Origin of the sequence: Bradyrhizobium sp. CCGE-LA001 (assembly GCF_000296215.2) — a bacterium.
GTDB lineage: Bacteria > Pseudomonadota > Alphaproteobacteria > Rhizobiales > Xanthobacteraceae > Bradyrhizobium.
This window is the reverse complement of sequence record NZ_CP013949.1, coordinates 1,794,620-1,819,914: the sequence shown is the minus strand read 5'-3', so window position 1 is coordinate 1,819,914 and position 25,295 is coordinate 1,794,620. Positions and strand designations below refer to the sequence as shown.

The window sequence follows — 25,295 nt, the reverse complement described above, 5'->3', positions numbered from 1 at the left end:
GAGCCCCCGCTCCGGCCATCATTGTCAGGTGGGCTTGCCATCCCAGAGCGCGAACTGCCCCTTGCGCACGACGAGCTCGGCATTCATGGCGCCCTTGACGCGGCGGCTCTCGACGTCGAACGTCGCCTGGCCGAAGATGACGCTGGAGACGTCCTTCACCTTGGCGAAGGCGTCGCGGATGGCGCGGCGGTCGGTGCCGCCGATCTTCACCACGGCGGCCGCCATGTTCATGGCGTCATAGGAATAGGCGTTGAAGGCGTCAGGCTCCTGCCCGCCATACTTCGCCTTGAAGCCGGCAATGAACTTCTTCACCTCGGGCCGCGGGTCTTCCGGGAAATAGCGCGTGCCGAGATGCACGTTCTCGACCGCTTCCCCGCCGAGCTCCAGGAATTTTGGCGAATAGACCGAGCTTGCGGCGCACATGGTCTGGTTGAGGCCGACCTGGCGCGCCTGACGCGCGATCAGCGCGCCGTCGGAATAATAGGAGATCAGGATCAGACCGTCGGGATTGGCATCGCGCACACGCACCAGCGTGGAGCGGAAGTCGCGCTCCTCTGCGATATAGCCCTCGGTCACCGCGATCTCGGCGCCATATTCCTTCGCCGCCTTGACGAAATAGTCCCGGCTGGTGCGGCCCCAATCGGTGTTGAGATGCAGCACCGCGAGCTTCTTCAGGCCGAGCCGCTTCACGGCGTAGGACGCCAGCAGCGGCTGCTCGTCGGCCTGGCTCACCGACGTGCTCCACATGAAGTCGCCGCCCTTGGTGAAATCGGGGTGCGAATTGGTGAAGCCGAACTGCACGAGGCCGCCGCGCTGATAGATCGGCGAGGCCGCCATCGAGGCGGGGCTGGAGAAATCGCCGAGCTCCATGACGATGCGAGGATCGGACACGAATTTCTGGGCGATCGCCACCGACTGGCGCGGATCGCTCTGGCTGTCCTCGAATTGGTAGGCGAGCTTGCGGCCGTTGACGCCTCCGGCCGCTTGGATCTCGTCGAGTGCGAGATCGAAGCCCTGCTTCCATTGCGCGCCATATTGCGCATTCGGTCCCGTGAGGGGACCGCTGACGCCGAGCAGGATCGGCTCGGAGGATTGCGCGAAGGCGGCGCGCGAGACGGCGGCTCCTGCCATCATGGTAGCAAGCGAGCCCTTGATCAGGGACCGACGATCGATGTTGCTCATGCACGGCTCCATCCATTCAGTGTTGATACAGTCAGCAATTCTTGTGCCGGGCGGCTTGCTTATTTCGAAGGTTCGCCGAGCGACAGCATCAGCCGGTTCGCCCAGTTAAAGAATGAAGCACCGTTGATGACGTCGACGATCTCGGCATCATCGAGACCAGCGCGGCGCAGCTCCTCGACATTGTCAGGGCCGAACGCGATCGGCGTTGCCGCCAACGCCACCGACGCCTTGACGATTGCGTTCCAGCGCTCGCCGAGATCGGTCCCGACGCCCTTATCGAGCAGCCGCTGCACGTCGTCGCGGCGCTTGGAATAGGTGCTGGCAAAACGCGCATGCACCGAGGCGCAGTAGATGCAGCCATTGTAGCGCGAGGTCGCCGCCGCTGCGAGCTCACGCTCGGCGCGCGGCAGGCCGTCGGCGACGTTGTAGAAGATGTCCTTGTCGGTCCTGGTGCGCGCTTCCAAGACTTCGGGGTCACGCACCAGCAGGCGGAAATATTCCGACTTGGCACGGGCGCGATCGACGAGGCCGGCGAAATGCCGTTCGGTCAGCTCGGCCTCGGGCAGCGGATCGATCCACGAGACCCAGTCGAGTTCGTCCTGGGTGAAGACGGCGGGCGGATTGACGGCGGTGCTCATGTGCTGCCTCCTTTCATGCGTTCGCTGCTGCGAGCGTGCGCAGGCCGCTGACGACACGCAGCTGGAACGACAGAAACGCAACCAGCTGGGACAAGGTGACGATACCGGTGGTCGACCAGCCGGCGGCCAGCAGCGCCTTCATGTCCGCGGAGGCGGCATCGCGCGGACGAAACACCAGGAGATGCGCATGCTCAAACGCGGCCACGAGCCGGGCGCCGAGCTCGGGCTTGCGCTCCGCGCTGACGCGATAGATCAGACCGGCCTTGTTCTCGATCGACAAGGGGCCAGCCGGAAACGCACCGTAGGGGCCCGAGGTCCGGCCGCGCTCGATCTCGACCAGGATCGCCTCGACGAGCGCCGCACCGTCCGTAGTCGCGGCAAGCTTCTCCCGATAGAACGAAGCAACGGGCGACTCGCCATGGAGCCCGGTCACGAAGGCCGCGACGGCGGCGCGCTCGGCTAGCGAGAACTCGCTCGCATCGATCGGCTCGAACAGTGAGAGATAGCTCTTCTGCGCATTCTCGCGCGCCTGCAGGCGGTGCGCGCGGATGGCATCCAGAGCCGATCCCGGCTCGATTCCGGCGAGCGTGTCGATGATATCCTCGGTATTCATCATTGAGCCTCGTGCAACGCGATCCCGTTCATTCCGACTAGCCCGCCAACGCCACGCCAGGTGGGGTCCGGGTCCAGCCCAGCGCCGGTGCGACCTTCTCCGCGACCAGCTCGATCGAACGCAAAGTATAGGGGTGCGGCGCGTCGACCGAATGCGCCTGGAACACCAGATCGGTCACCCGATCGAGCGTGGCGTCGGCGCGGAGCGAGGCGATGACACCTTCGGCAGCGCCGACATGGGTGTCGAACGCTGTGATCATCTCCTCGAGCGTCTCGCCCGGCCTGGCGTGACCGCCTTTGAGGAATTGCGGCAGCGCGCGCCGCAATCCAATGTCCGCAAGCCGCATCGCTTCGGCATGGTCGTCGGCGACGAAGACGCTGCGCGAGGCCATGATGCGGGGCTCGCATCCCGCCGGCAGCGCCGCGAGATAGGCATCGATGATCGGATTCTGGATTTCGGCGAGTGTCGCGCGCGGCGCCTCCTTGGTCCGCGGCTGCGTGCGCGACAGCAACAGGCCATCGCCCGCCTTGCCGGCCCGGGCGCCGCCCGCGACGGAGAATGTCGCCTGCCAGATGCGCCCGTCCAATTCCGGCCGTTGCGGATAGAGCGTATCGCCACCATCGAGAGGCTTGCCGACCAGCGCGGCGCGGACGACCTCCAGATTGCGGGCGAAGATCTCGTTGCGCTGCGCGCTGTCGAGGCCGAACGCGGCGAAGGCCGACGGATTGCCGCCGGTGCCGACGCCAAGCTCGAAGCGGCCGTTGCAGAGCAGGTCGAGCACCGCGGCGTCCTCCGCGACCCGGACCGCATTCTCCAGCGGCAGCGTGACGATGCCGGTGCCGAGGCGGATGCGCGAGGTCTGCGCGGCGACGTAGCCGAGGAAGGCAAAGGGCGACGGCAGGCCGCCTTCGCGCTCGTGGAAATGGTGCTGCGCGATCCAGGCGGAATCGAGCCCGGCCTCCTCCGCGCGCACGATCTGTTCGGCGGCGAAGCGATAGCGCTCGGCCGGCGACGCCTCGTCGAGCAGGCGCGTGAAGAAGCCCAGTCGTTTCAGGTTTGCAAAGCGTTTCATACGACCCCTGTCGGGCGAGGATGGGCCCCGATGATGTCGGTTGCCGCAGGTCCAGACAAGCGGGCATTGCGCAAGGCTCATACGCAAGGCTGCCCGCCGGGATCGTCCCCGCACTGAAGCCGGACTGGGCAGACTGCCTACCAGCTCGGCAGCACCGCGCCCTTGAACTTGGTCAGGACGAACTCCTTGACCTCCGGCGTGCGATAGCTGTCCACGAGAGTCTTGACCCAGGGCTTGTCCTTGTCCGCGGTGCGAACGGCGATCAGGTTGACATAGGGGCCCTTCGGGTCCTCGCGCAGGATCGGGTCCTTGACGGGATCGAGGCCCGCCTGAGTTGCGTAATTGGTGTTGATCGCGGCGGCATCGACGTCGTCCAGCGCGCGCGGCGCCTGCGCCGCATCGACCTCGATGAATTTCAGCTTCTTGGGATTGTCGGTGATGTCGAGCACCGTCGGCTTGAAGCCGGTGCCGTCCTTCAGCTTGATCACGCCCTTGTCGCGCAGCAGCAACAGCACGCGGCCGCCATTGGTCGGATCATTTGGGATGGAGACCTTGCCGCCCTCGGGGATGTCGGCGAAGGCCTTGTGCTTCTTCGAATAGACGCCGATCGGGAAGTTCACGGTGAGCGCGACAGCCTCGATCTTGTAGCCGCGGTCGGCCTTCTGATTGTCCAGGTAAGGTTGGTTCTGGAACGAATTGGCCTGGATCTCGCCGGCATCGAGCGCAGCGTTGGGCACGACGTAGTCGGAGAACTCGATCAGCTGGAGGTCGAGGCCCTGCTTGGCCGCGATCGGCTTCACCGCCTCCAGGATTTGCGCGTGCGGTCCCGGCGTGACGCCGATTTTGATGGTCTCGGCGCTCGCGGCGGCGGACCAGGCAGCGAGCAGGATCGAGAGGATCAGCGGTGAGCGAAACGACATCTTGGTCTCCGTGCAATCTTCGGAAATCGATGGAACCGTATTCGCTTCTCTGCAGTGCGAAATCAATGAAATGGAAATCCATATTAGGCGCCTGTCGCGGGCACGCCTTCTCCATTCGGCGGCAAACGGGAAACGAATTCGCAGGCGCTCTCGATCAGAACCTCAAGTGTCCCATGGCCGCCCCGAGCACTTCGCAGAATGTTCCTCTGCGTTGCCCGCCGGATTGCAGGCATGTCGCTCGCTCGGACGGGAACAGCTGCCGGCCTGCGGCGTTCCACTGCCATCATTGTAGAACAGGAGTCTTTTTATGGGTTTCTTTACCAAGGATATCAAATCGATGGAGGACTTGCTGATCCACGGCCTCCAGGACATCTACTATGCCGAACAGCAGATCTTGAAATCGCTGCCGACGATGATCGAGAAGGCCACCAACAGGGACCTCGTCGCCGGCCTGAAGGCGCATCTGGAGGAGACGCGCAAGCAGGTCGAACGGCTCGAGAAGGTGTTCGCCAAGCTCGGCAAGGAGGCGAGCGGAACCCACTGCCCGGCCATCGACGGTCTCATCAAGGAGGCCGACGAGACCGCCGGCGAGATCGAGGACAAGGCCGTGCTGGATGCCGCCATCGTCGCGAACGCGCAGGCCGTCGAGCACTATGAGATGTGCCGCTACGGCACGCTGATCGCATGGGCCGAGGAGCTCGGCCACGACGAGATCGTGCGCTTCCTCACCACCAATCTGAACGAGGAGAAGGCCGCGAACACCAAGCTCAACACGGTGGCGCTGCGCAAGGGCGTCAATGCCAAGGCTTCCGACGCAAAGGCTTCCAACGCCGCGTGACGACGAGATGGCGGCTCCCCCTGCGGAGCCGCCACGGTCGCGGACGAGGTTGCGCCGTCTCGCTGCGACATCTTCGACTCCCCCATGCTCCCCTCCTGAGCTAGAGTGCGTCACGGCCGGTGACAACTTTCAAGCGTGGGGAGCATCCGATGAACGAGAAGGACATCCGCAATCTGATCGCGGAGGTGAAGCAAGGCACGCTGTCGCGACGCTCCTTCATCCAGCGCGTTGCCGCGATCGGGATAACCGCGCCGATCGCGAGCCAGATCCTGGTCTGGCACGACGTGGCGATGGCCGACGCCAGGCTCCCATACAAACCGACCAAGGCCGGCGGCGGTGGCCCGCTCAAGATCCTGCTCTGGCAGGCCCCGACCTTGCTCAATCCGCATTTCGCGATCGGCACCAAGGACCAGATCGCCTCGCGAATCTTCTTTGAGCCGCTCGCCGGCTGGGACAAGGACGGCAACCTCATCCCCTGCCTTGCCGCCGAGGCTCCGGCGAAGGCAAACGGCGGCATTGCGGCAGACGGCATGAGCGTGACCTGGAAGCTCAAGCAGGGCGTCAAGTGGCATGACGGCAAGCCTTTCACCGCCGACGACGTCGTCTTCACCTGGCAATACGCCGCGGACCTCGCGACCGCGGCCTATACGACGGGATCGTACAAGGACATCAAGGTCGAGAAGATCGACGACTACACCGTCAAGGTGATCTTCAAGGCGCCAACGCCGTTCTGGGCCGATCCCTTCGTCGGCGGCTCGGTCGGCCAGATCCTGCCGAAGCATCATTTCGGCGACTATGTCGGCGCCAAGTCGCGCGAGGCGCCGGCGAATCTGAAGCCGGTCGGCACCGGTCCGTACAAGTTCGTCGAGTTCAAGCCGGGCGACCTGATCCGCGCCGAACGCAATCCCGATTATCACATCAAGAATCAACCGCATTTCGACACGCTTGAGGTCAAGGGCGGCGGCGACGCGGTCTCCGCGGCGCGCGCAGTGTTGCAGACTGCCGAGTACGACTTTGCCTGGAACATGCAGGTGGAGGAGGAAGTCCTCAAGCGCATGGAGGCGGGCGGCAAAGGCAAGCTCGACATCACGCCTTCCGGCAATGTCGAATTCATCATCCTCAACACGACGGATCCCTGGACCGAGGTCGACGGCGAGCGTTCGAGCGTCAAGACCAAGCACCCGACGCTGTCAGATCCTGCCGTTCGCCGCGCGATCAATCTCCTAATCGACCGCGATTCGATCCAGAAGTTCATCTACGGACGCGGCGCCATCGCAACCGCGAGCTTCGTCAACGCGCCCAAGCAGTTCAAGTCTCCCAAGCTGAAATACGAGTTCGACATCGACAAGGCCAACAAGATCCTCGACGAGGCCGGCTGGACCAGGGGCGCGGACGGCATCCGCGAGAAGGACGGCAAGAGGCTCAAATACGTCTTCCAGACCTCCACAAACGCCCCGCGGCAGAAGACTCAGGCCATCATCAAGCAGGCTTGTCAGAAGGCCGGCATCGACATCGAGATCAAGGCGGTCACGGCATCGGTGTTCTTCTCATCGGACGTCGGCAATCCCGACACCTATTCGAAATTCTACGCCGACATGGAGATGTACAATACGACGCAGCCGCAGCCCGATCCGGAGCGATTGCTGAACCAGTGCGTATCCTGGGAGATCGCCACCAAGGACAACAAATGGCTGGGCCGCAACAATTCGCGCTATTCCGATCCCGAAGCCGACAAGGCCTACAAGGCCGCGCAGAACGAGCTCGACCCCGCCAAACGCGCCGCGCTGCTGATGAAGGTTGACGAGATCTTCTGCGGGGCCAACGTGTTCCTGCCGCTGCTGTCGCGGCACATCGTCAACGCCAGCGTCAACAATCTCATGATCGACATTTCGGGATGGGACACCATCACGTGGAATCTGGCGGCGTGGCATCGCAGCTGAGGCCGGCACGACCGCGGGGGGCCCTCCTCGCAGTCACGCCTTCTTGCATGCCGAGAGTCAGATAAACGGCTTGCCACCGGTGACGGCGAGCGTCGCCCCCGATGTGTAGCTCGAGAGCGGATCGGCGAGCATGACATAGGCCGTGGCGAGCTCGGCCGGCTGGCCGGCGCGCTGCATCGGGACCTGCTTGCCGAAGTTCTTGACCCTGTCCTCCGACATCGTGGAGGGAATCAGCGGCGTCCAGATCGGACCGGGAGCAACGGCGTTGACCCGAATGCCCTTCTCCGCCAGCATCTGGGCAAGCCCGCCGGTGAAGTTCTGGATGGCTCCCTTGGTGGTGGCATAGGCGAGCAGGCTGGGATTCGGCATGTCGGAGTTCACCGAGGCCGTGTTCACGATGGCCGCGCCGGGACGCATATGCGGGACGGCGGCCTTGGTCAGATAGAACATGGCGTGGATGTTGGTCTCGAACGTGAGCTGCCATTCCTCGTCGCTGATATCGGCAATATCCTTGAACGTCGCCTGATGAGCGGCATTGTTGACGAGGATGTCGATGCCGCCGAGTTCCTCGACGGTGCGCCGGACGATGGTGCGGCAATGCTCGGGATTGCGGATGTCACCGGGGATCAGGACGGCTTTGCGTCCCTCCCGCTTGACCAGCGCCTTGACCTCGCCGGCATCCTCGTCCTCGTTCAGATAGGAGATGACGATGTCGGCGCCTTCCCTCGCATAGGCGATCGCGACGGCGCGGCCAATCCCGCTGTCACCGCCAGTGATGATCGCTTTCTTTCCAGCCAGGCGTCCCGCCCCCTTGTAACTCTCCTCGCCGTGATCCGGCTTCGGATCCATCGCCCGGGTCGAGCCGGGCATCGGTTGCTGCTGCGCAGGAAAAGGGGGTTTTGGATAATGGGTCATGTGAGCGCTCCGGGCGTTTGTTCCGCTAACGGGGAGCGGAAGGAAGCGTTCCTCCGACGTCCAACGGCTGTGCGAGAGCGCACTTGGACGATTTGACAATCGTAGCCCCGGCCAGACGCAGCCTCAATGCTCGTGCCGACCCGCCCGATCTGCGTTCTTGTCGTCGGCGGCCTCACGGACGCACTCCGCTTCCGCACCCGTTATGCTTTTCATGCACAGGGCCAGTGTTGCAAAGCCGCAGGTTTGATGCCCGTCATCGAGGAGGCAGAAGCGGTCGCCATACGGCTCCGGCGGCTCGAGCGTCGCCTCGGAAATGCCGATGATCGCAACGAGCGCACCGCCGAACATCAGCGATGAAATCACATGTCGTCGCCTCGCCATCATCATTCTCCTGGTTCGCGTTCCGGCCCGGCGTCGTTCGGGTATTGCGCCGCCGTTGCATCGTTGCAGGCCGATCGCACGATCGGCCGATCCGTTGCCTGCTATCGCGCGACAACTGCGACGGTGGCTCTGCAGAAGCTGAAGATGAAGCGGCCATAGAGCGCGCCGAGCCCCAGCCCTGAAGAAGCCAGACGGTAGGAATTGCCAAGAGCACGGGCAATTTCGAGCCAGCCCGTGACCTCGTTGTGCGCGGGCGTCATGTGGATGCCGGCCAGCGGCAACATCAGCAGCTGAATTGCGATCTCGGTCATGACGGCACAGCTTCCGCGCGCGGCAGCGGCATGAATTGCGCCAGATAGGCGCTGCGCCATTGATAGGGCGTATCGCCGACGAACCGCTTGAACACCGTCGTGAAGTGCGCCTGGGTCTGGAATCCCACCGTCAAGGCGGTGTCGACCAGCGAGACGTCGCCTTGCTTCAGCAGTTCCTGGGCACGCTCGATCCGGCGCTTCAACAGAAATTCGTGAGGCCGCATGCCGACCGCCGCCCGGAACTGCGCGGCAAAGTGCATCCGGCTGAGCCCGGCAACGGCGGCGAGCTGCTCCAGCGTGATCTTCGCGCCCAGATTTTCGTCGACATATTGCATCACGCGCTTGAGGCGCCATTTCTGCAACGACCGCACGGTGCGGCACGCACGGCCTTCACGCTCGTCGTTATCGGGCTCGGCCTCACTGCGCTGAGTCACGGTCTGTGCGCTGGCGCGGCGGGTCACAATGGCAAGACGCAACGCATCGGCGAGGATGGCCGAATGGGGATGGTGCATGATCTCGGTCGCCGCGAGCGCGTCCGAAAGCCGCCGCATCACGGGATCCGTGGACTCCTCTGCACCGCATTCCCGATCGAGCCGCTTGGCAGACACCCTGAAGCCGGACTCGCGAGCGGACCTCTGCATATCCGGCGCCTCGATGGCGAGTGCAACATCGAGGTGAACCAGAGACATCGTCGTCCCCTCCTTGCCGGCCTGACCGGAATATCCCGAGCGCCGGCGCCTGCTGCCGTCGATCTCCGAGACATCGATCGAGCCGAATGCATGATCCTTGGTGGTAAGCGGCTGTGACAGCTGTAGCGACATCGTCGAAGCTCCTTGTCCCGTTTCGATCCGGCGAAAGCCTGGCCGGGTTGTCCGAACGTCATGGGAGCAGAGTAATTCGAGGGGCCGCGCGCTCCATTCTACGCGCGGGTGGACCGATAGGTTCTCGGGTTGATCGCATCATACCTAGGTATGATCGCAGCGAGGCCGCTGAGTTGACCGGCGGCCGGACACCGTCCAAGCATTGACGAATCGACCGACGGCGCTGCGCCATGCACCTGCGGTAAGTTGACGCGCCACCGCTGGGGAAAATCGCGGAGAATTGCTGTTTTTCGAGAGATTGCCTGCCCCATTGGCCGCGCGGCCTCCGGCCGGTCATGCGGTCTTCCAAGAGAGCACGAAAATCACGCAGCCAGATGTTGTCGGCGCCACAAAATCGCGGCATCAACGCAGCTGGAATGAAGCGAACGACGACCAGCGACGATGACGACTCCTGATCGGGTTACGGGCTCGTCCATGAGCCGCGCAGGCCTGCGGTTCTGGTCCGCAATCCTCGCCCTCGCGGTTTTCCTCATCGATGTCCTGACGCCGCTCGAAGGCGCGGTCGCCGTTCTCTATGTCGTTGCGATACTGCTCGCTGCGCGGACGAACCGGCGCAATGACATCGTGGTCGCGGCGAGCGGCTGCGCGGTGCTGACGATCACGGCCTATCTGCTCTCGCATGATCTCCAGCACATCGCCTCGCCGGCCCTTCGTGCCGTGGTGAGCCTTGCGGCCATCACCATCACCACGCTGCTGGCGCTGCAGAACCATGCCGCAACCAACCGCCTGGCGGCGCAGGCGCGCCTGCTCAACCTCTCGCATGACATGATCTTCGTCCGCGATCGCGCCGGCATGATCAGCTTCTGGAACAAGGCCGCGGAGCAGACCTATGGCTGGCCGGCCGGTGATGCGCTCGGGCGCTCCGCCGACGCGTTGCTGCGGACCACCTATCCAGACAAGCGAGAGGCAATCGAGCGTGTTCTGCTCGAGACCGGCCGCTGGGAAGGCAGAGTGGAGCAGCGCACGAAGGACGGTGCTACACTCATGGTCGATGCCCGCTGGGCCGTGCAGCACGACCATCTCGGCAAGCCGGTCGGCGTGCTTGAAACGCACACCGACGTCACGGATCGCGTGGCGGCGCACAGCGCCCTGGTGCAGAGCGAGCAGCGATACCGCCGGATGTTCGACGCAAGCCGGATCGGCGTGGTGGAGGAGGACTGGACCGAGGTACGGGCCACGCTGAACGCGCTGGACACTGGCGGCGCCGGCTTGCGCAATCATTTGGCGCGACATCCCGATATCGTCCGCTCTGCCCGCCGGCTCGCCAAAATCACCGATGTCAATCCGGCCATGCAGAAGATGGCAGGCGCGGACGGCTCTTCGGCCTTCATCGCCAATGTCGACAAACTCCTCGGCCAGAACGACCGCAGCTTTCTCGGCGCATTACTGGCATTCGCCGAAGGCGAACCCTTTTACGAAGGCGAGACTGAGATCGTCAGGCTGGACGGACGCAAGGTCCCCGTGCTGTTCACGATCACCTTTCCGGCCGAGCCGGATGGAGATCGTAACGTGCTCGCCTTCGTCATCGATATCACCGAGCGCAGGCAGGCGCAGGATGCGCTGCTCGCCGCGCAAGCGGATCTCGCGCATGCGGCGCGCGTCGCCACCTTGGGCGAGATCAGCGCCTCCATTGCCCACGAGGTGAACCAGCCGCTGGCAGCGATCGTCACCAGCGGCGAAGCCGGCCTGCGGTGGCTGCGGCGCGACGTGCCCGATCTGAAGGAGGTCGCGACCACGATGGGCCACGTTGTCGCTCAGGGCCGGCGAGCCAGTGAGATCGTGGCCCGCATCCGCAATTTCCTCAAGAAAGCACCGCCCCAGAAGGATCAGCTGCAGATCAGCGAGATCATCGAGGAAGCCACCTCCCTCGTGGCCCGCGAGTTCGCAAAGGACGACGTCGTCCTCGCCATCGAGACGGAACCTGGCCTGCCGCCGATCCGTGGCGACCGGATCCAACTCCAACAGGTGCTCGTCAATCTGCTGATCAATGCCGGCCAGGCCATGTCGAGCCAATCCGGTTCCCGCATCGTCACGCTACGCACCGGCACCGCCGATGGGGAGAGCATCGTCATCACGGTGCAGGACAGCGGGCCCGGCATCAGCCCTGACGACCTGCCGCGCCTGTTCGATCCGTTCTTTACGACCAAGCACGGTGGAATGGGCATGGGACTTGCGATCTGCCGAACGACAGTGGAAGCTCATGGCGGCCAGTTGTCGGCAGAGAGCATCCCCGGCTCGGGAGCGACATTCCGCCTGACACTGCCCTTCAGCCAACAGCGCGCCTCGCCATGACACGACCAAGCCAGCCGCCTCCGCCGGCCACCCCCTCCCGTTCCGTCGTCATCATCGTCGATGACGACGCGGGCATTCGCGCCTCGCTCGACAGCCTGTTCCGGTCCGTTGGTCTGGAGACACGCCTGTTCGGCTCACCGGCCGAACTGCTTGGCGGCACGCTGCCGGACGGCCCCGGCTGTATCGTGCTAGACGTCAGGCTTCCGGGCGTGAGCGGGCTCGACCTCCAGGGCCAATTGACCCGCCAGGGCATCAACTATCCCATCATATTCATGACCGGCCATGGCGACATTCCCATGTCGGTGCGCGCCATGAAGGCCGGCGCGGTCGACTTCCTCGCCAAGCCGTTTCGCGACCAGGACATGCTCGACGCCGTGACCGCGGCGCTCGAACGCGATGCGCAGTACCGGGCTGAAACCTCGGCGAAGGAGGATATCCGGGCCCAATACGAGACCTTGACTGCACGCGAGCGCGAGGTCATGGGCCATGTTACCGCCGGATTGATGAACAAGCAGGTCGCCGGCCTGATCGGCCTGAGCGAGATCACGGTCAAGATCCACCGCGGGAACGTCATGCGCAAGATGGGCGTTAAGTCACTGGCCGACCTCGTTCGCAAGGCCGAGGCGCTCGGGGTTTCCCAGACCCGCAGGACTACGGACCAAACCTGAGTATAGTTTCGGCAAGGCTGCTCCGCGGTCATATAAGGAGCTATCGGCCGCGCAATGGGAGATGTCCTCCTTGCGGAACACCGCGGTCAGGATGTGTGCCAATGGCCAAGACCCCGGTGATTGCGATCGTGGACGACGACGAAGGCGTTCGCACCTCGCTCGCGAGCCTGGTGCGTTCGCTCGGCTATGAGGCGCATGCCTATGAATCCGGAGTCGATTTCCTGCGGCAACCGCCGGGAAACGATCCGGAATGCATGATCGCCGACGTCCAAATGCCGGCCATGACCGGTGACGAGATGCAGGCGCAGCTGGTTGCCTCCGGTCGCCGTTTCCCGATCATCTTCATGACGGCGTTTCCGAGCGAGACGGTGCGCCAGCGGGTGATGGCCGCAGGCGCGCACTGCTATCTCGGCAAGCCCTCGAGCGGCGACGAGATCATCCGCTGCCTCGAAGAGGCGCTGGCGGGCGACGCACCGCACTAGCCAGTTCCCCCTTTTGATGAACGCAGACCGTCTTCGGATGCCCAACGTGCATTCCGGCAATCGGATGGGTGGCGCGGAAAGACCGGCGGGGAATACCAGCCCAATAGTCGCGTGAAGTCACGACATTGGTGGTGCCACCTGCGCCGCCAAAGGACGCTCCGCGATGCAAGTGAACTCCAGCAGTGCCGTTGCCCAGGCGCGCCCATGGCTCCTCGCCGGCTTGCCGGCGAGGTCCTGGGTCTTCGCGCTGCGCGTGTGGCTGGCAATGCTCCTTGCGCTCTATGTGAGCTTTTGGCTCGAGCTCGAATCCCCCTCCTCGGCGGCCCTGACTGTCGCGGTGCTGGCGCTGCCCACACGCGGCCAGGGCATGGAAAAGGCCGGCTACCGGCTGCTCGCGACGGCCATCGGCGTGGCGGCATCGATCGCGATCGCCGGCATGTTTTCGCAGACCGGCGGTCTGCTGCTGGCGGCATTCGCCGTCTGGATAGGCCTCTGCGTCTATGTGGCGGGGATGCTGGATGGGAACCGCGCCTATGCGGCGGCTCTCTCCTGCATCACGGTTGCCCTGATCGCCATCGAGCAGATCGACAGCCCGCTGCAAGTGTTTCCCACCGGTGTCGCGCGCGGCGCCGCCATCGGCATCGGTGTCCTTGCGGTGGCCCTGGTCAACGAAGTGCTGGCCGCGCCTGACTATCATCCGGTTCTCGCAAGCCGCCTCGAGGCGCTGCATCGCCGCGTCATGGATTTCGCGCATGCCGCCATCCGCGGCGAAGCTGCATCCACACAGGACGCAGCACACCTGCTGCGTGACATCGTGGCACTGCGTCCGGAGATCGCGAGCCTCACCACGGAATCGAGCGTCGGCACGGCACGAACGGCAGCCGCGCGCTCCGCCATGGTGCACCTCGTGAACCAGCTGGCGCTCGCCCGCGCATTTGTGGCGCTGCCGGCCGTATTCGTAACCCCGGATGATCGTCATGGCAGCCTGCTGGCGATCTCCAGGGCTCACCTACGCAGCGAGATCGCCCGCGCGAATGACGAGCCGTGCCGCAGCCTCGCGGCGATGCGGGCCGGCGAGCATCCGTTGCGGCAATGGCGCGCGCCGCTGTACCGCTCGCGCCGCATCGCGGGCGAAGGCGCGGTCAGGGCCGCGATCCACTTCATGCTCGTTGCAATCATCTTCGTGATGGCGGGATGGCCGTCCACGGAGCTCTGTCTGGCGCTCGCTGCGGTCATCATTGGCTTGAGCTCTACGGCTCCAGATCCGCGCGGCTTCACGATGCTGGCGGTCCTTGCCATGCCGCCGGCCTGTCTGCTCGCCGGCGGCCTGAAGTATCTGGTCTTCAACGGCGTTTCCGAGTTTCAGCTGCTGGCGATCGGCCTTGCGCCTGTCGTGATCGGCCTGGCGCTGCTGATTGCGTCGCCGAACCCCGCGCGATCATCGCTCGGCCGACTCATCCTCGTCTTCACTCTCGCCGTGCTCGCGCCGAGCAATCCCCAGAACTACGATCCCGAAACATTTCTGGTCACATGCCTGTTTGCCCAGCTGTCCGCGGTTCTGGCGTTTGCGACGCAGCTCGTGCTGCCGTCCTTGTCCAACGATCGGCGCACCAGCCTGCTGCTGGGCGCGGCGCATCGCGAGCTGAACCGCCTGGTTTCCGGAGAAGTCCGGCACTTAGCGCCCGAGGAAGCAGCGTTTCGCGATGCCGCGCGTATCGGCCAGATCTTGGCCGCCGGCGGCAACTCGGCGGCCCACCAGCGGGCCGTCGCAGAGGCCATGTGCTGCTTCGATCAGGCAGTGGCGCTTCGACGGTGCCGCGCCGAGCTCGACCGGCTGGCGGCAGGTCCACTCGCCGAAGCCGCACGCGCCGCGAGAACCGCTCTCGCTTTTCGGAATGACCGCGCAATGCTGGCCGCCGCCGAGGTGCTGCGTCTGGCGGCATCGGAGCGTCACCTCACCGTCGAGCCCGCGCTTGCCGCACTCGTTTCGACGAGCGTCGCGTTCGAACCGCAACAGACTTTCGCCGGCCCCCGCAGGGAGGAGCGGCAGTGACGAACACCTATTGCGAGCTCGTCATCGGCGGCGTCCTCATCGCGCCCATCGTGTCCTACGCCGTCATAGCGCTGGTGGCGTTCCTGCTGCTTCGCCCCGTGCTGCGGCTGGTCGGATTCGCCAGACTGTTCAGCAACCCCTCGCTGGCCGAGCTCAGCCTCTACGTGGCGATGTTCGGGTTGCTCGTCTTGTTGCTCTAGCGAGAAAAGCCATGGCTACTGCCCTGCCCCAAGATTCTGCGTCAGTCGATGACGAGGCGCGAGCCGGCGCCGCCGACACGATCGACCGCGCCGGCCTCGAACAGCCCATGGCGCGCGATACCGGCGACCGCAGCACCGGCGGCAGCGCATCTTGGCAATCCGCATCGTTCCCGAAGTCGCAGCGCAGGACCATCGGACGGCTGATGGTCGGGGCCAGCAAGCATCTTGCGACCCTCGGCATCGCGCTGGTCGCCGTCTGGATCGCGGTCGCGACATGGGAGCACTACGTAAGCGCGCCCTGGACACGCAATGGCAGCGTTCGCGTGCAGGTCGCCAACGTCGCACCGCAGATCTCGGGCAAGATCATGGAGCTGCGGGTGGCCGACAACCAGTTCGTCCACAAGGGCGACGTCCTCTACGTCATCGATCCCTTCGACTTCGATGTCGCCGTCCGCATCGACAAGGCGCTAGTCGACCAGCGGGCGGCGGATCTGGAGGTGAAGCAGGCCGAGTTCGACCGTCGCCAGCACCTCTCGGACCTAGCCACGACGCCGGAGGAGCAGCAGATCTTTGCCGGCAATGCGGCGCAGGCAAAAGCTGCCTTCGAGGCCGCGGCGCACCAGCTCGCACAGGCCGAGCTAAACCTGAAGCGGACCAATGTGGTCAGCCCTGTCGACGGTTACGTCACCAACCTGCTGCTGCGCGTCGGAGACTTTGCCACGACCGGCGTGAGCAACATCTCAGTCATCGATTCCAACAGCTTCTGGATCGACGGCTATTTCGAAGAGACCAAGATGGCGCGCGTCTGCGTCGGCGATCGCGCGGAGGCCCAGCTCGTCGGCTATTCCAGGCCCATTCTCGGACACGTGAAAACCGTGACGCGCGGCGTGAGCGTGTCGAACGCCGCAGTCGGCACGCAAGGCCTTCCCAATGTCGACCCGATCTACACCTGGGTGCGGCTTGCCCAGCGTGTTCCAGTGCGCCTCGCCATCGACACGGTGCCGGCGGACGTGCCGCTCGTCTCCGGCATGACCGCCACGGTGACGATCCGGCAGCCCGGCGCGGATGATAGGCAAAACTGGACCCGGCGCCTCCGTGCGGCGCTCGTCGACCCGATCTTCGATGTGTTCGGCGCCGGAAATCTATCCCGCCCGGATTGCCTCCAATCCGCGTCCCAACAGCCTGCCGAGGTGAGCACGCTTCCCTATGCGCGGGTGCCAGCGATTCCGTCGGCGGAGAAGCTCGCGCCGGGCCTCACGCCTGGCATTGACGTCTCGCCTCGGCTGCCCTGAACCGCCCGGCTTTCGGAGCGCGGGATTGCGGCTCCTGAATCGAGGCCGCACCGCCCGGCCTTATGCAGAAGCCTTTGATTTTTTTGCTTAATCGGCAGTCTTGAGCCTCCGGCCGCACCTGCCGCATTCGCAAAATCTAACACGATTTAAGCAACTCTAACGAGCCTTGTGACGGCTTCAGACCTATCGTTCGAGCATGGATCAACAACGTTCAGCTGCGGTCACGCCGCCAGTTGGACCAAGGATGGGACGAACGATGTTCACCGATATGCAGGCGGCGGGTGCCCGGTTGACGTATCAACCCAGCCCTCGCGAACCGGATTTTCCTCAGGGTGCACGCGCGTTTCTCCGCGAGCAAAGATGGCGCCAGCCGGAGCAACGCGTGGGCAGCGGGCGCGAGGACATCATGATCTCGCGCTGGACCTCCACGCAGGCGGCTGTGAGCCGCGAGGAAGCGACGACGCCTGCCGACCGGTACTTCTTCGCCATCGCCCTGAAGACGACCCGTCTCAAGCTGACCAGAGGCCCTCAAACCATATTCGACGGCATCATGCCGGCGGGGACGCTCTATGTCGGCGCACCGTCGAAGCAGCTTTGCGCGCAGTTCCAGGCGCCATGCGATTTCCTGCACTTCCACGTTCCGGCCAATTGCCTTCCGCCGCCGGAAAAGGGAAAGCATCCGGTCACGACCGACGGCCTGAACGATCTGGTTCTGCTGCGCGACCCATTCGCCGAGCAGCTTGCAAAGGCGCTGACCGAACACGGCCATCTGGTCGACCAGGATTTCGCGCGCTGCATCGCCCAGACCCTGGCAATGCATGTGGCCCGGCGCGAAGTGCCGCGCACGAAAGTCAACGCTCTGCCGAAATGGCGTCTGCGCCGCATTGAGGACTATGTCAGGACGCATTTCGACCATTGCATCAGCCTGTCGGACCTCGCCGGCGTCGCGGGGCTATCGCGGATGCATTTTGCGGCGCAGTTCCGGGCCGCAACCGGATATCGGCCGCGCGAATATCTGCTGCATCAGCGCATCGAGCAGGCGAAAACCCTGCTGCTGAATTCCGAGACATCCCTGGCCGAGGTGGCGCTGGCGGTGGGCTTCTGCACGCAGGCACATTTCTCCACCGTCTTCAAGCGGATCACGGGCAACACCCCGGCACGCTGGCGATGCGCGAGCCGGAATGCGCAGGTCTCGCCTGTGCCGGCCGGCGACGATCCAGCTTTGGGGCGCAAGGTCGTGTCTCACCTTCTGCCCGCTGCCCTTTCGTGAATCATGCGAAATGAGAAACAACCTGATTACTTGAAATACTTCTTCCGCCCGATCGGCGATGCTGGAGATGTTAGTGACTGAGACCCCAAGTCACGGCTCGCGTCTCTCCTCCCAGGCGTACGAGCATTAGGGCCGTCCTCTCTCCCAAGGAGGACGGCCCCTTTTTTTTAGCTCGCACGTACCATTCGAAGCTGGAAGGAATTGATGTGTCTAATCGCCGAGTTGGCGCGCAAGCCAGGTGCGGACTCCGTCGAGACTCCTGAAATCATCCAGCGAATGCGCCGGCAGATCGGGCCCGATACCCCTGACCATCGCGCTCAGCGCGTGCCCCGGCCCAAGTTCGAGAAACGCCGTCGCGCCCGCTTCCAGACAGGCCTGCAGGCAGCTCTCCCACTGCACGGTTTGCGAGATCTGCGCGGCGAGCTTGTCGAGACCGGTTTCCGCGGAAGCGATGGGCGCGCCGTCGATGCCACTCAGGACACGCGCACCGCCGGCCGGCGGGAACGCAACGGATGCTGACCGCAGGATGTTGCGAAACTCGGCCGATGCTTCGACGAGCCGTTGCGTGTGGGAGGCAACCTCGACCGGGACATCGACGATCCTTGGCCCGTGCATCGCCCTTGCGGCCACAGCGATCCCGCTCAATGCCTCGCGGCTGCCCCCGATCACAAAGGCACCGCCCGGATTGACGATGGCGATCGCCGCACCGTAGCGCTCGCAGAGACGGTCGACGTCGCCGCGCGAAAGTCCGCGCACGAAGACCAGTCCATCGCCGGCGGTCGTGGCCGCATCCATGGCTTCTGCCCGGCGCGCGACGATATCGAGCGTAACCGCCGGTTCGAACAGGCGACCGACGGCCCACGCGGCAACCTCGCCGACACTATAGCCGGCGACGATGACGCCATTCGGAATTGAAGCTTTGAGCGTGGCTGCGGCGGCGAGCGCCTGGACTGTGCACAGAATCTGGCCGGCGCGGTTGCGATGCAGAGACTCATCGGCCTCGCTGCGCACGAACCCGCGCGGATCGCAGCCGCCCAGCAATGTCGCCGCGTGCGCAAACAGGTGCGCAGCCTCCGGCACATCGCCAGTCAGAGCGAACATGTCGCGGTGCTGCCTGCCTTGTCCCGCACACAGGATCGCCAGCGTCATGGTTGCGGCCTAGCTAGGAAAGAGCATGGCGATCGCGATCGCCAGAGTGACCGCACTTACGCCAGTGCTCGCGATGACCACGGAGCCCACCGTCGCGGAATCCAGCCGATAATTCACGGCAAACAGGATGCCGAAAAAGCCGGAAGGTACCGCGGCGAGCAGAACGGCCGTCCTCGCGGTATCGGGCGAGATCGGGACGACATGAGTGACTGCAATGGCAGCGAGCGGCCGAACGATGTCCGCAGTCACCGTTGCGGCTGCGACCTTCAAGTTCAGCTGGAACCGGTGCGCCGACAGAATCGCGCCGGTCAGGAACAGGGCGACGCCCGCGGCCGAGCTGCCGATCAGCGCGAGGCACGCATGGGCGAGCGCATCAAGGCTGACATTCGATAGCGAGAACATGATGCCTAGCGCGGGCGCGAGCACCACGGGCTTTGTGACTGCGCGCTCGACGGCGGTCAGGATCTGCCGTAATGCCATGACCTCGCCGCGCGCCTTGGCGGCGTCCATTTCCGCGATGATCAGGGTCACCGGGCTGATCAGGATCGAACCGGTCGCCAATGCGACGGCGACCGGAACGACTCCGGCCGGTCCGACGATGGAGGTCAGGATCGGAAGACCGACGCCAGCAAGATTCGGGAAGCCGATCGTCAATGCCTGGATCGACGCATCGGGCGGCGAGATCTTCAGGCCGCGCGCGGCAAGGTACCAAGCGGTATAGAGCAGCGCCATCGTCAAGGCCAGGACGACGAAGAGCGGAATTTGCTCGATCATCGCCGTGCGTGACGCAGATGCGGTCGCCGCGAACAGCGACGCCGGCACGGCAAAATCCATCACGAGGGCATTGAGCGCACCAACGTGCAGATTGTCGACGATATGAAGCCTGCCGGCGGCGTATCCCAGCAACAGGACGAAGAACACCGGCACCAGCGCCATCAGGATTGCATTGGACATCATGCCCCCGGTGCGTCGTGAGCGTCGACGAAGAGCGACATGGCGAGCAGGTCTGCCGATCCACCGGGGCTGAGGCGGCGGGCGACGAAACTGTCATGGATCGATCGTGCGCGTTCACGCCATCCCGCGGCACGTATGCCGCCGGCATCGATGAACTGGCGCGCCGCGCGATGCGCAAAGTGAAGCCCGTCGAGCCCGCCCCGATGCAACAGGTTGGTGTCTTCCACGGACGCAATCAGGGCAAAACACGCCTCAACCCGAGCTGCTTCTCTATCTTCGGGGGCAGCGGATATCGCCTGCCGCAAGGCGGGCAAGCCGATCCGGTAGATACTGGGAAATCCGTTCGCCGCTTCGCGACTGGCACCACCTGCATGAAAACGACGGCGCGCAGCGTTGCCGTGGCTGTGCAGCAGCATCGGACCATCGAGGATGTCGACGCCCCAGCGGCGAGCCACGACATCGCCGAGCCGGAGCGCCGGATCGACCAGCCCGCCAGCCCGCGCACCGGCCGCCGCACACAACAGGCCAAGCCCGAAGATCGCGCCGCGATGCGTGTTGACGCCGGACGTCGCTGCAAACATCGCGCGCTCAGCGTCGAGGCCGATGATCCGCAGCCGTCCCATGCCGCAATTGCGCGCGCCCGCATCGGCAAGCGATTGAAGATAGGGCTTGATCGCCTCGGCGCTGCGACGAAACGTGCCAGCATCCATGTCATCGTGACTGCCGTTGTCGACGTGGCTCACCAGCCCCGGCTTCGGCCAGGTTTCCAGCTCCTTGACGAGACAATCGGCAGCGAGATCGCCGATGGCGGAGACATCGGTCGCAATTCGCGCCCGGCGTGGAGCGAGCGGTTCGGCACCTCGCAAGGCTGCAGCAATCATGGTCTCGTCGCTCCCGAGATGAACTGGGCCCTGTCCAGAAGGGATACGCCGTCGATGCTCTTGACCAGAAGCTCGCTTGCACCTGCACTGAATTCCCGCCAATTCACCGCCGCGCCATCGGCGCGCATCAGCTCGCCATCGAGCCGCATCGGAGCTTCGATCTCGACCTCAGCCAGATCGGCGACGAGACGATCCAGGTCAATTTCGGGTCGCGTCTCGAACAGGAGGTCGAGATCCGAGCCCGTGGTGACGTAGTCCAGTCCGGTCAGCGACTGCCATGCGAGGCTGCCAAACACGCGTGCGGGCGCCGAATGGCGGAGCGTGAGCTCCTCGAGCCGATCGAGTGTGGGCCGCCAGCACGGCGGCGCGGACAAACGCGCTTCCCTCAGCGACGGAGGCCTCGCAACCGCGATGATGTCATCGAGCCCGGCGAGAAGGGAGAGCCGCTTCTTACCGGCGGATGGCGGCAGCGGCAAGCCCAGCGCAAGACCGGTTGCCTCGGATGGCAGCGCACGCCGCCTGATTGTCGGCCAGCCGAGTTCTACCCAGTGAAGGACGAGGGGATCGCACGCGAGATCGCCATGCGGGTCGAGCATCGCGCGCCAGCCTCGCGGACTGACGAAGACGAGGTCATGACGACGGGCCGGGCGCTCAGCGGATTTGCAAGGCGAGATCACGAACGCGCTCCGCTATATCGGCGGCTTTCGGCCGGCCACCGCGTTCCTTGCCGAGCACGTCCCTCCGATCGCGCACCGCCGGCATATCGGCGAGCAGCGCATCCAACTGATCGACGAGTGGAGCGGCATCGGTCCAGATCATGTGAACGGCGCCCATCTGTTCGAGATTGGACAGGCCAGGGGCGAAAACCGGCGTCGATTTCGCCTTCTCTTCAAGCGCCTCCATCGACAGCTTGGTCACCTTCGCCATCGATGGCAGGTCCATCACCGCGGGGCTGGCGCCGGGCAGTCCGACCAGCACGCGGGTCGCAAGGCCCGTCGCAAGCAGGGCCCCTGCCGCCGAGTGGCCATAGAGAAGCCCGATGGTCGGACGTCCCTGCATGTCGGCATGGATCAGCACCTTCGCCAGATGCGCCAGGAATTCGTTGAGACCGAGCAACTCGTCACGCTTGCTCATGCGCTGACTGTCGCTGTCGACCAGCACCAGGACCGGTCCCGTGTCCCGGCCGATCGACTCCAGGACATGTCCGGACAGCCTGATCGCCTCATCGACGCCGAGCGCGGTCCGATCCGCGACGCCGATGACGAGCATCCTGCCACCGGATCGCAGCGTCGCCGAGCCGGCGATGACGCCGCCATCGTTCCTGATCTGATGGCCGTCGGGAAACAGCGAAGTGAGAATGTCATCGAGCGTCACGGCTTGTCCTCTCGATCCTGTTGGCGAGCGCGATGAACTGGTCGGCCGGCAACTCCGGCACCGTTTCCGCATGCGCGATGCCTTCGGCGGTCCAGATGTCGATGGCGTCCCCGCAAGCGCCGAAGCGGAGCAACCGGTCCGCCAGGCGTACCTGCTCCGCCTTCAGCCGATCGAGATCGAAGGCGCCGATCGAACCGATCAGGTCGAGCGCGGCCTCGCGAAAATCCTGCACCGTGTCGTCGGCAAAGACGTCGGCCGCACCGAGCAGCCGCCGATGCTTGCCGCCCATGGTGCGCCAGACCAGCGCCCTGTCCCGCGAGTCGAACTCCTCGACGCCGCGATTGGTCTCAATCACCTCGGGGCCCGAGACCGCGATGCGACCCGGCTCCGACACCGCGAGCGCGGAGCAGCAGCCGGCGATCAGGCCGCCGCCGCCATAGCAGCCGGAGCGCCCGCCGATCAGGCCGATGATCTTCACGCCGGCACTTCGCGCCTCCATCACCGCACGCATGATCTCGGCGATGGCCAGCTCGCCCGCATTGGCTTCTTGCAACCTGACGCCGCCGGTGTCGAACAGGATGAGAACCGGGATCGTGCCGATCTCGCGCGCGCCACGCAGCAGCCCGGTGAGCTTGGCGCCGTGCACCTCGCCGAAGGCACCGCCCATGAAGCGTCCCTCCTGCGCCGCCACGAACACCGGCTCGCCGTCGAGGCGGCCGTGGCCGACCACGATGCCGTCGTCGAACTGCTCGGGCAGATCGAATATCTTCAGATGCGGACTGATCTCGCGCTGCTCCGGCCCGATGAACTCGACGAAGCTGCCGGTATCGAGCAGCAGCTCCAGCCGCGTGCGCGCCGACGCCTCGTTGAAGCTGGTGCTGCGGGCCCGTTCGGGCGGCGCGAAGTCTTTTGTGGCAGTCATTGGCCGTTCTCCGCGATCAGGCGCACCGCCTGTGCCAGCCGAAGCGAGACCGTATCGGGACGCGCGCCGCCATCATTGATGGAGAACTTCAGTCCGCCCGGCGAAAAGCGCTCGACGAAGTCGTCGACCACGGCGGTCCAGACCTCACTGAAGCCCACCGCCGCCGTCCTGATGACGACGGCGCATTGCGCATCCGGCAGCACGCGCTCCACCAACACTTCCAGATTGCCCGAGGCGACCACGCCGACGAGCGCGCTCCGCCTGGTGCCGTCCGCGCGTGCGCTAACCTGATGTTGAAAGCTGAGATCTTCCATGATCCGTCCTCACCAGTTCCTGAATTTCGAGGGCGGCGCATAGAGCCCGCCCGACCAGCGCACGAGATCTTTGATCGACCGCGCCGCCAGCAGGCTGCGGTTGGCGTCGAGCGGATTGATGCCGAGATCCTCGGGGCGGCAGATCACGCCGCACTCACGCAGGCGCGCGACCATGGCATGATCCCGCCTTCGGCCGACGTCGGTGTAGCCGGCGACGCCGCGGATCGCCTGCTCGCGCTCCAGGGCGGTGCGGCAGAGCAACAGATTGGCCACGCCCTCCTCGGTGACGACGTGCGTGACGTCGTCGCCATAGATCATGACTGGCGCGAGATCGAGCTTCAGCTTCTCGGCGAGCTCAATCGCATCGAGCTTCTCGACGAACAGCGGCACGTTCTTGTCGCCAAAGGTCTCACCGATCTGCACCACCAGCTTGCGGCCGCGGCGCATGAGGGCCGAGCCGTCGGGATCGGCCTCCGCCCCGGCCTTCAGCCAGGGTTCGCTCGGATGGCGCCGACCGCGGGCATCCGCCCCCATGTTCGGCGCGCCGCCGAACCCGGCGATGCGCGAGGCGGTGACGGTCGACGAGTTTCCTTGAAGATCGATCTGCAGCGTCGAACCGATGAACATGTCGCAGGCATAGAGCCCGGCGGTCTGGCAGAAGGCGCGGTTGGAGCGCAGCGAACCGTCGGGGCCGGTGAAATAGACGTCGGATCGGGCGCGGATGTAGTCGTCCATGCCGACCTCCGAGCCGAAGGAGTGGATCTGCCGGACCCACCCAGACTCGATCGCAGGGATCAGCGCGGGATGCGGATTCAGTGCGAAATGCGTCGCGATCCTGCCCTTCAGCCCAAGCCGCTCGCCGAAGGTCGGCAACAGAAGCTCGATCGCCGCCGTGCTGAAGCCGATGCCGTGATTGAGCCGCTGCACGCCATAGGGTGCATAGACGCCCTTGATCGCGAGCATCGCGGTGAGGATCTGGCCTTCGGTGATCGCCGCGGGATCGCGCGTAAACAGCGGTTCGACGAAGAACGGCTTGTCGGATTTGACGATGAAGTGGACGCGGTCTCCAGGGATATCGACCCGCGGAACCTGGTCGACGATCTCGTTGACTTGGGCGATCACGACACCGTCCTTGAACGCCGTCGCCTCTACGACGGTCGGCGTGTCCTCGGTGTTCGGACCGGTGTAGAGGTTGCCGTCGCGATCGGCGCTGACGGCGGCTACCAGCGCGACCTGGGGCGTGAGGTCGATGAAGTAACGTGCGAACAGTTCGAGGTAGGTGTGGACCGCGCCCAGCTCGATCTTGCCGCCGAACAGCATGCGCGCGATGCGCGCCGATTGCGGTCCGGAATAGGCATAGTCGAGCTTCTTCGCGACACCTCGGTCGAACAGGTCCAGATGCTCAGGGAGAACGACGCCCGACTGCACCATGTGCAGATCGCTGACCTTGGAGAGATCGACGGCAAGCAGCGCGCGGCTGAGCAGATCGGCCTGCTTCTGGTTGTCACCTTCAAGGCAGACCCGGTCACCTGGCCGGAGCACAGCCTCGAGCAAGTGCGTGGCGTCTCGGGCTTCCACGACTTTGCCGCGAGCCAGCACGGCGCCTGCGGCGATGCGGGCATCACGCGCCACGCGGTTGTTCTGCCAGCTCGTCATGGCCTTCGCTCCTCGCGACTGGCGTCGGTCGTCTCGACCAGGTTCATGGAATATCTCGGATGGGGCAGTCAGGCCGGCGGGAGTGCTGTCTCTCCCG

26 protein-coding genes are annotated in these 25,295 nt (G+C 64.8%); 9 read left to right on the top strand and 17 right to left on the bottom strand.

Going from position 1 to position 25,295, the window contains the following annotated elements; translation table 11 throughout:
• Positions 1-24: 24 nt before the first annotated feature.
• The 5 genes from BCCGELA001_RS08705 to BCCGELA001_RS08685 all read right to left on the bottom strand — a co-directional run bounded on the left by BCCGELA001_RS08705 (position 25) and on the right by BCCGELA001_RS08685 (position 4,425).
• On the bottom strand, positions 25-1,182 hold the full coding sequence (locus tag BCCGELA001_RS08705) for an ABC transporter substrate-binding protein (protein WP_060737559.1): 1,158 nt from the start codon (positions 1,180-1,182) through the stop codon (positions 25-27).
• Between the two features lie 59 nt (positions 1,183-1,241).
• Positions 1,242-1,820, bottom strand: coding sequence for an alkylhydroperoxidase domain protein (locus BCCGELA001_RS08700; RefSeq protein WP_008566401.1), 579 nt, complete (start codon positions 1,818-1,820; stop codon positions 1,242-1,244).
• Positions 1,821-1,833: 13 nt separating this feature from the next.
• Positions 1,834-2,433, bottom strand: coding sequence for a CMD domain protein (locus BCCGELA001_RS08695; RefSeq protein ID WP_060737558.1), 600 nt, complete (start codon positions 2,431-2,433; stop codon positions 1,834-1,836).
• 37 nt (positions 2,434-2,470) lie between these two features.
• Positions 2,471-3,505 carry a putative FMN-dependent luciferase-like monooxygenase gene (locus BCCGELA001_RS08690; RefSeq protein WP_008560473.1) on the bottom strand — a complete coding sequence of 345 codons (1,035 nt, stop codon included), beginning with the start codon at positions 3,503-3,505 and terminating at the stop codon, positions 2,471-2,473.
• Positions 3,506-3,642: 137 nt separating this feature from the next.
• Positions 3,643-4,425: a MetQ/NlpA family ABC transporter substrate-binding protein gene (locus BCCGELA001_RS08685; RefSeq protein ID WP_008560476.1), complete on the bottom strand. Its 783-nt coding sequence runs from the start codon at positions 4,423-4,425 to the stop codon at positions 3,643-3,645.
• A 307-nt stretch (positions 4,426-4,732) separates the two neighbouring features.
• On the opposite strand from BCCGELA001_RS08685, the gene BCCGELA001_RS08680 reads away from it, so the two are divergent.
• Positions 4,733-5,263 carry a YciE/YciF ferroxidase family protein gene (locus BCCGELA001_RS08680; protein ID WP_008560478.1) on the top strand — a complete coding sequence of 177 codons (531 nt, stop codon included), beginning with the start codon at positions 4,733-4,735 and terminating at the stop codon, positions 5,261-5,263.
• A 149-nt stretch (positions 5,264-5,412) separates the two neighbouring features.
• On the top strand, positions 5,413-7,203 hold the full coding sequence (locus BCCGELA001_RS08675) for a peptide ABC transporter substrate-binding protein (protein ID WP_060735072.1): 1,791 nt from the start codon (positions 5,413-5,415) through the stop codon (positions 7,201-7,203).
• A gap of 57 nt (positions 7,204-7,260) precedes the next feature.
• Here the strand turns inward: BCCGELA001_RS08675 and BCCGELA001_RS08670 are convergent, their stop codons facing one another.
• The 4 genes from BCCGELA001_RS08670 to BCCGELA001_RS08655 form a co-directional block, all read right to left on the bottom strand.
• Positions 7,261-8,118 (bottom strand): SDR family oxidoreductase, encoded by an 858-nt coding sequence (locus tag BCCGELA001_RS08670; protein ID WP_008560493.1) that lies wholly within the window; start codon positions 8,116-8,118, stop codon positions 7,261-7,263.
• A gap of 123 nt (positions 8,119-8,241) precedes the next feature.
• Positions 8,242-8,505 carry a DUF3551 domain-containing protein gene (locus BCCGELA001_RS08665; RefSeq protein ID WP_144441211.1) on the bottom strand — a complete coding sequence of 88 codons (264 nt, stop codon included), beginning with the start codon at positions 8,503-8,505 and terminating at the stop codon, positions 8,242-8,244.
• 95 nt (positions 8,506-8,600) lie between these two features.
• Entirely contained in the window at positions 8,601-8,810 is a 210-nt protein-coding gene (locus BCCGELA001_RS08660) for a hypothetical protein (RefSeq protein WP_008560498.1), read from the bottom strand.
• Positions 8,807-9,631 (bottom strand): AraC family transcriptional regulator, encoded by an 825-nt coding sequence (locus BCCGELA001_RS08655; RefSeq protein WP_060735071.1) that lies wholly within the window; start codon positions 9,629-9,631, stop codon positions 8,807-8,809. The genes BCCGELA001_RS08660 and BCCGELA001_RS08655 overlap by 4 nt, the downstream gene beginning before the upstream one ends.
• 474 nt (positions 9,632-10,105) lie before the next feature.
• Between BCCGELA001_RS08655 and BCCGELA001_RS08650 the strand changes: the two genes are divergently transcribed.
• The 7 genes from BCCGELA001_RS08650 (at position 10,106) to BCCGELA001_RS08620 (ending at position 17,948) form a co-directional block, all read left to right on the top strand.
• Entirely contained in the window at positions 10,106-11,983 is a 1,878-nt protein-coding gene (locus tag BCCGELA001_RS08650) for an ATP-binding protein (protein ID WP_236840836.1), read from the top strand.
• Positions 11,980-12,651: a response regulator transcription factor gene (locus tag BCCGELA001_RS08645; RefSeq protein WP_008560512.1), complete on the top strand. Its 672-nt coding sequence runs from the start codon at positions 11,980-11,982 to the stop codon at positions 12,649-12,651. Before BCCGELA001_RS08650 ends, BCCGELA001_RS08645 begins: the two co-directional genes overlap by 4 nt.
• A 101-nt stretch (positions 12,652-12,752) precedes the next feature.
• Positions 12,753-13,133, top strand: a complete 381-nt coding sequence (locus BCCGELA001_RS08640; RefSeq protein WP_060735069.1) for a response regulator transcription factor — start codon at positions 12,753-12,755, stop codon at positions 13,131-13,133.
• Between the two features lie 163 nt (positions 13,134-13,296).
• Entirely contained in the window at positions 13,297-15,186 is a 1,890-nt protein-coding gene (locus BCCGELA001_RS08635; protein WP_060735068.1) for an FUSC family protein, read from the top strand.
• On the top strand, positions 15,183-15,386 hold the full coding sequence (locus tag BCCGELA001_RS08630) for a DUF1656 domain-containing protein (RefSeq protein ID WP_008560527.1): 204 nt from the start codon (positions 15,183-15,185) through the stop codon (positions 15,384-15,386). The genes BCCGELA001_RS08635 and BCCGELA001_RS08630 overlap by 4 nt, the downstream gene beginning before the upstream one ends.
• An 11-nt stretch (positions 15,387-15,397) precedes the next feature.
• A complete protein-coding gene (locus BCCGELA001_RS08625; protein ID WP_008560529.1) occupies positions 15,398-16,678 on the top strand; it encodes a biotin/lipoyl-binding protein in 1,281 nt (426 codons plus the stop codon).
• A gap of 256 nt (positions 16,679-16,934) precedes the next feature.
• The gene (locus BCCGELA001_RS08620) at positions 16,935-17,948 is read left to right on the top strand and encodes a helix-turn-helix domain-containing protein (protein WP_060735067.1); all 1,014 of its coding nucleotides are present in this window, start codon (positions 16,935-16,937) and stop codon (positions 17,946-17,948) included.
• A gap of 210 nt (positions 17,949-18,158) precedes the next feature.
• On the opposite strand, the gene BCCGELA001_RS08615 is transcribed toward BCCGELA001_RS08620, so the two are convergent.
• From BCCGELA001_RS08615 to mdcA, 8 genes are read right to left on the bottom strand one after another with little or no spacing between them, the layout of a single operon-like run.
• On the bottom strand, positions 18,159-19,097 hold the full coding sequence (locus tag BCCGELA001_RS08615) for an acyltransferase domain-containing protein (RefSeq protein ID WP_008560539.1): 939 nt from the start codon (positions 19,095-19,097) through the stop codon (positions 18,159-18,161).
• Positions 19,098-19,106: 9 nt separating this feature from the next.
• Positions 19,107-20,054 carry an AEC family transporter gene (locus tag BCCGELA001_RS08610; RefSeq protein ID WP_060735066.1) on the bottom strand — a complete coding sequence of 316 codons (948 nt, stop codon included), beginning with the start codon at positions 20,052-20,054 and terminating at the stop codon, positions 19,107-19,109.
• Positions 20,051-20,932 carry a triphosphoribosyl-dephospho-CoA synthase MdcB gene (mdcB, locus tag BCCGELA001_RS08605; protein WP_008560552.1) on the bottom strand — a complete coding sequence of 294 codons (882 nt, stop codon included), beginning with the start codon at positions 20,930-20,932 and terminating at the stop codon, positions 20,051-20,053. The genes BCCGELA001_RS08610 and mdcB overlap by 4 nt, the downstream gene beginning before the upstream one ends.
• Entirely contained in the window at positions 20,929-21,609 is a 681-nt protein-coding gene (mdcG, locus tag BCCGELA001_RS08600; protein WP_060735065.1) for a malonate decarboxylase holo-[acyl-carrier-protein] synthase, read from the bottom strand. Before mdcG ends, mdcB begins: the two co-directional genes overlap by 4 nt.
• Entirely contained in the window at positions 21,584-22,306 is a 723-nt protein-coding gene (gene mdcE / locus BCCGELA001_RS08595) for a biotin-independent malonate decarboxylase subunit gamma (RefSeq protein WP_008560562.1), read from the bottom strand. The genes mdcG and mdcE overlap by 26 nt, the downstream gene beginning before the upstream one ends.
• Complete coding sequence (locus BCCGELA001_RS08590; protein WP_008560565.1) at positions 22,293-23,228, bottom strand: biotin-independent malonate decarboxylase subunit beta; 936 nt, start codon at positions 23,226-23,228, stop codon at positions 22,293-22,295. Before BCCGELA001_RS08590 ends, mdcE begins: the two co-directional genes overlap by 14 nt.
• Positions 23,225-23,542 carry a malonate decarboxylase acyl carrier protein gene (gene mdcC / locus BCCGELA001_RS08585; RefSeq protein WP_008560568.1) on the bottom strand — a complete coding sequence of 106 codons (318 nt, stop codon included), beginning with the start codon at positions 23,540-23,542 and terminating at the stop codon, positions 23,225-23,227. The genes BCCGELA001_RS08590 and mdcC overlap by 4 nt, the downstream gene beginning before the upstream one ends.
• A 9-nt stretch (positions 23,543-23,551) precedes the next feature.
• Positions 23,552-25,198 carry a malonate decarboxylase subunit alpha gene (gene mdcA, locus BCCGELA001_RS08580; RefSeq protein WP_060735064.1) on the bottom strand — a complete coding sequence of 549 codons (1,647 nt, stop codon included), beginning with the start codon at positions 25,196-25,198 and terminating at the stop codon, positions 23,552-23,554.
• Between the last annotated feature and the right edge of the window lie 97 nt (positions 25,199-25,295).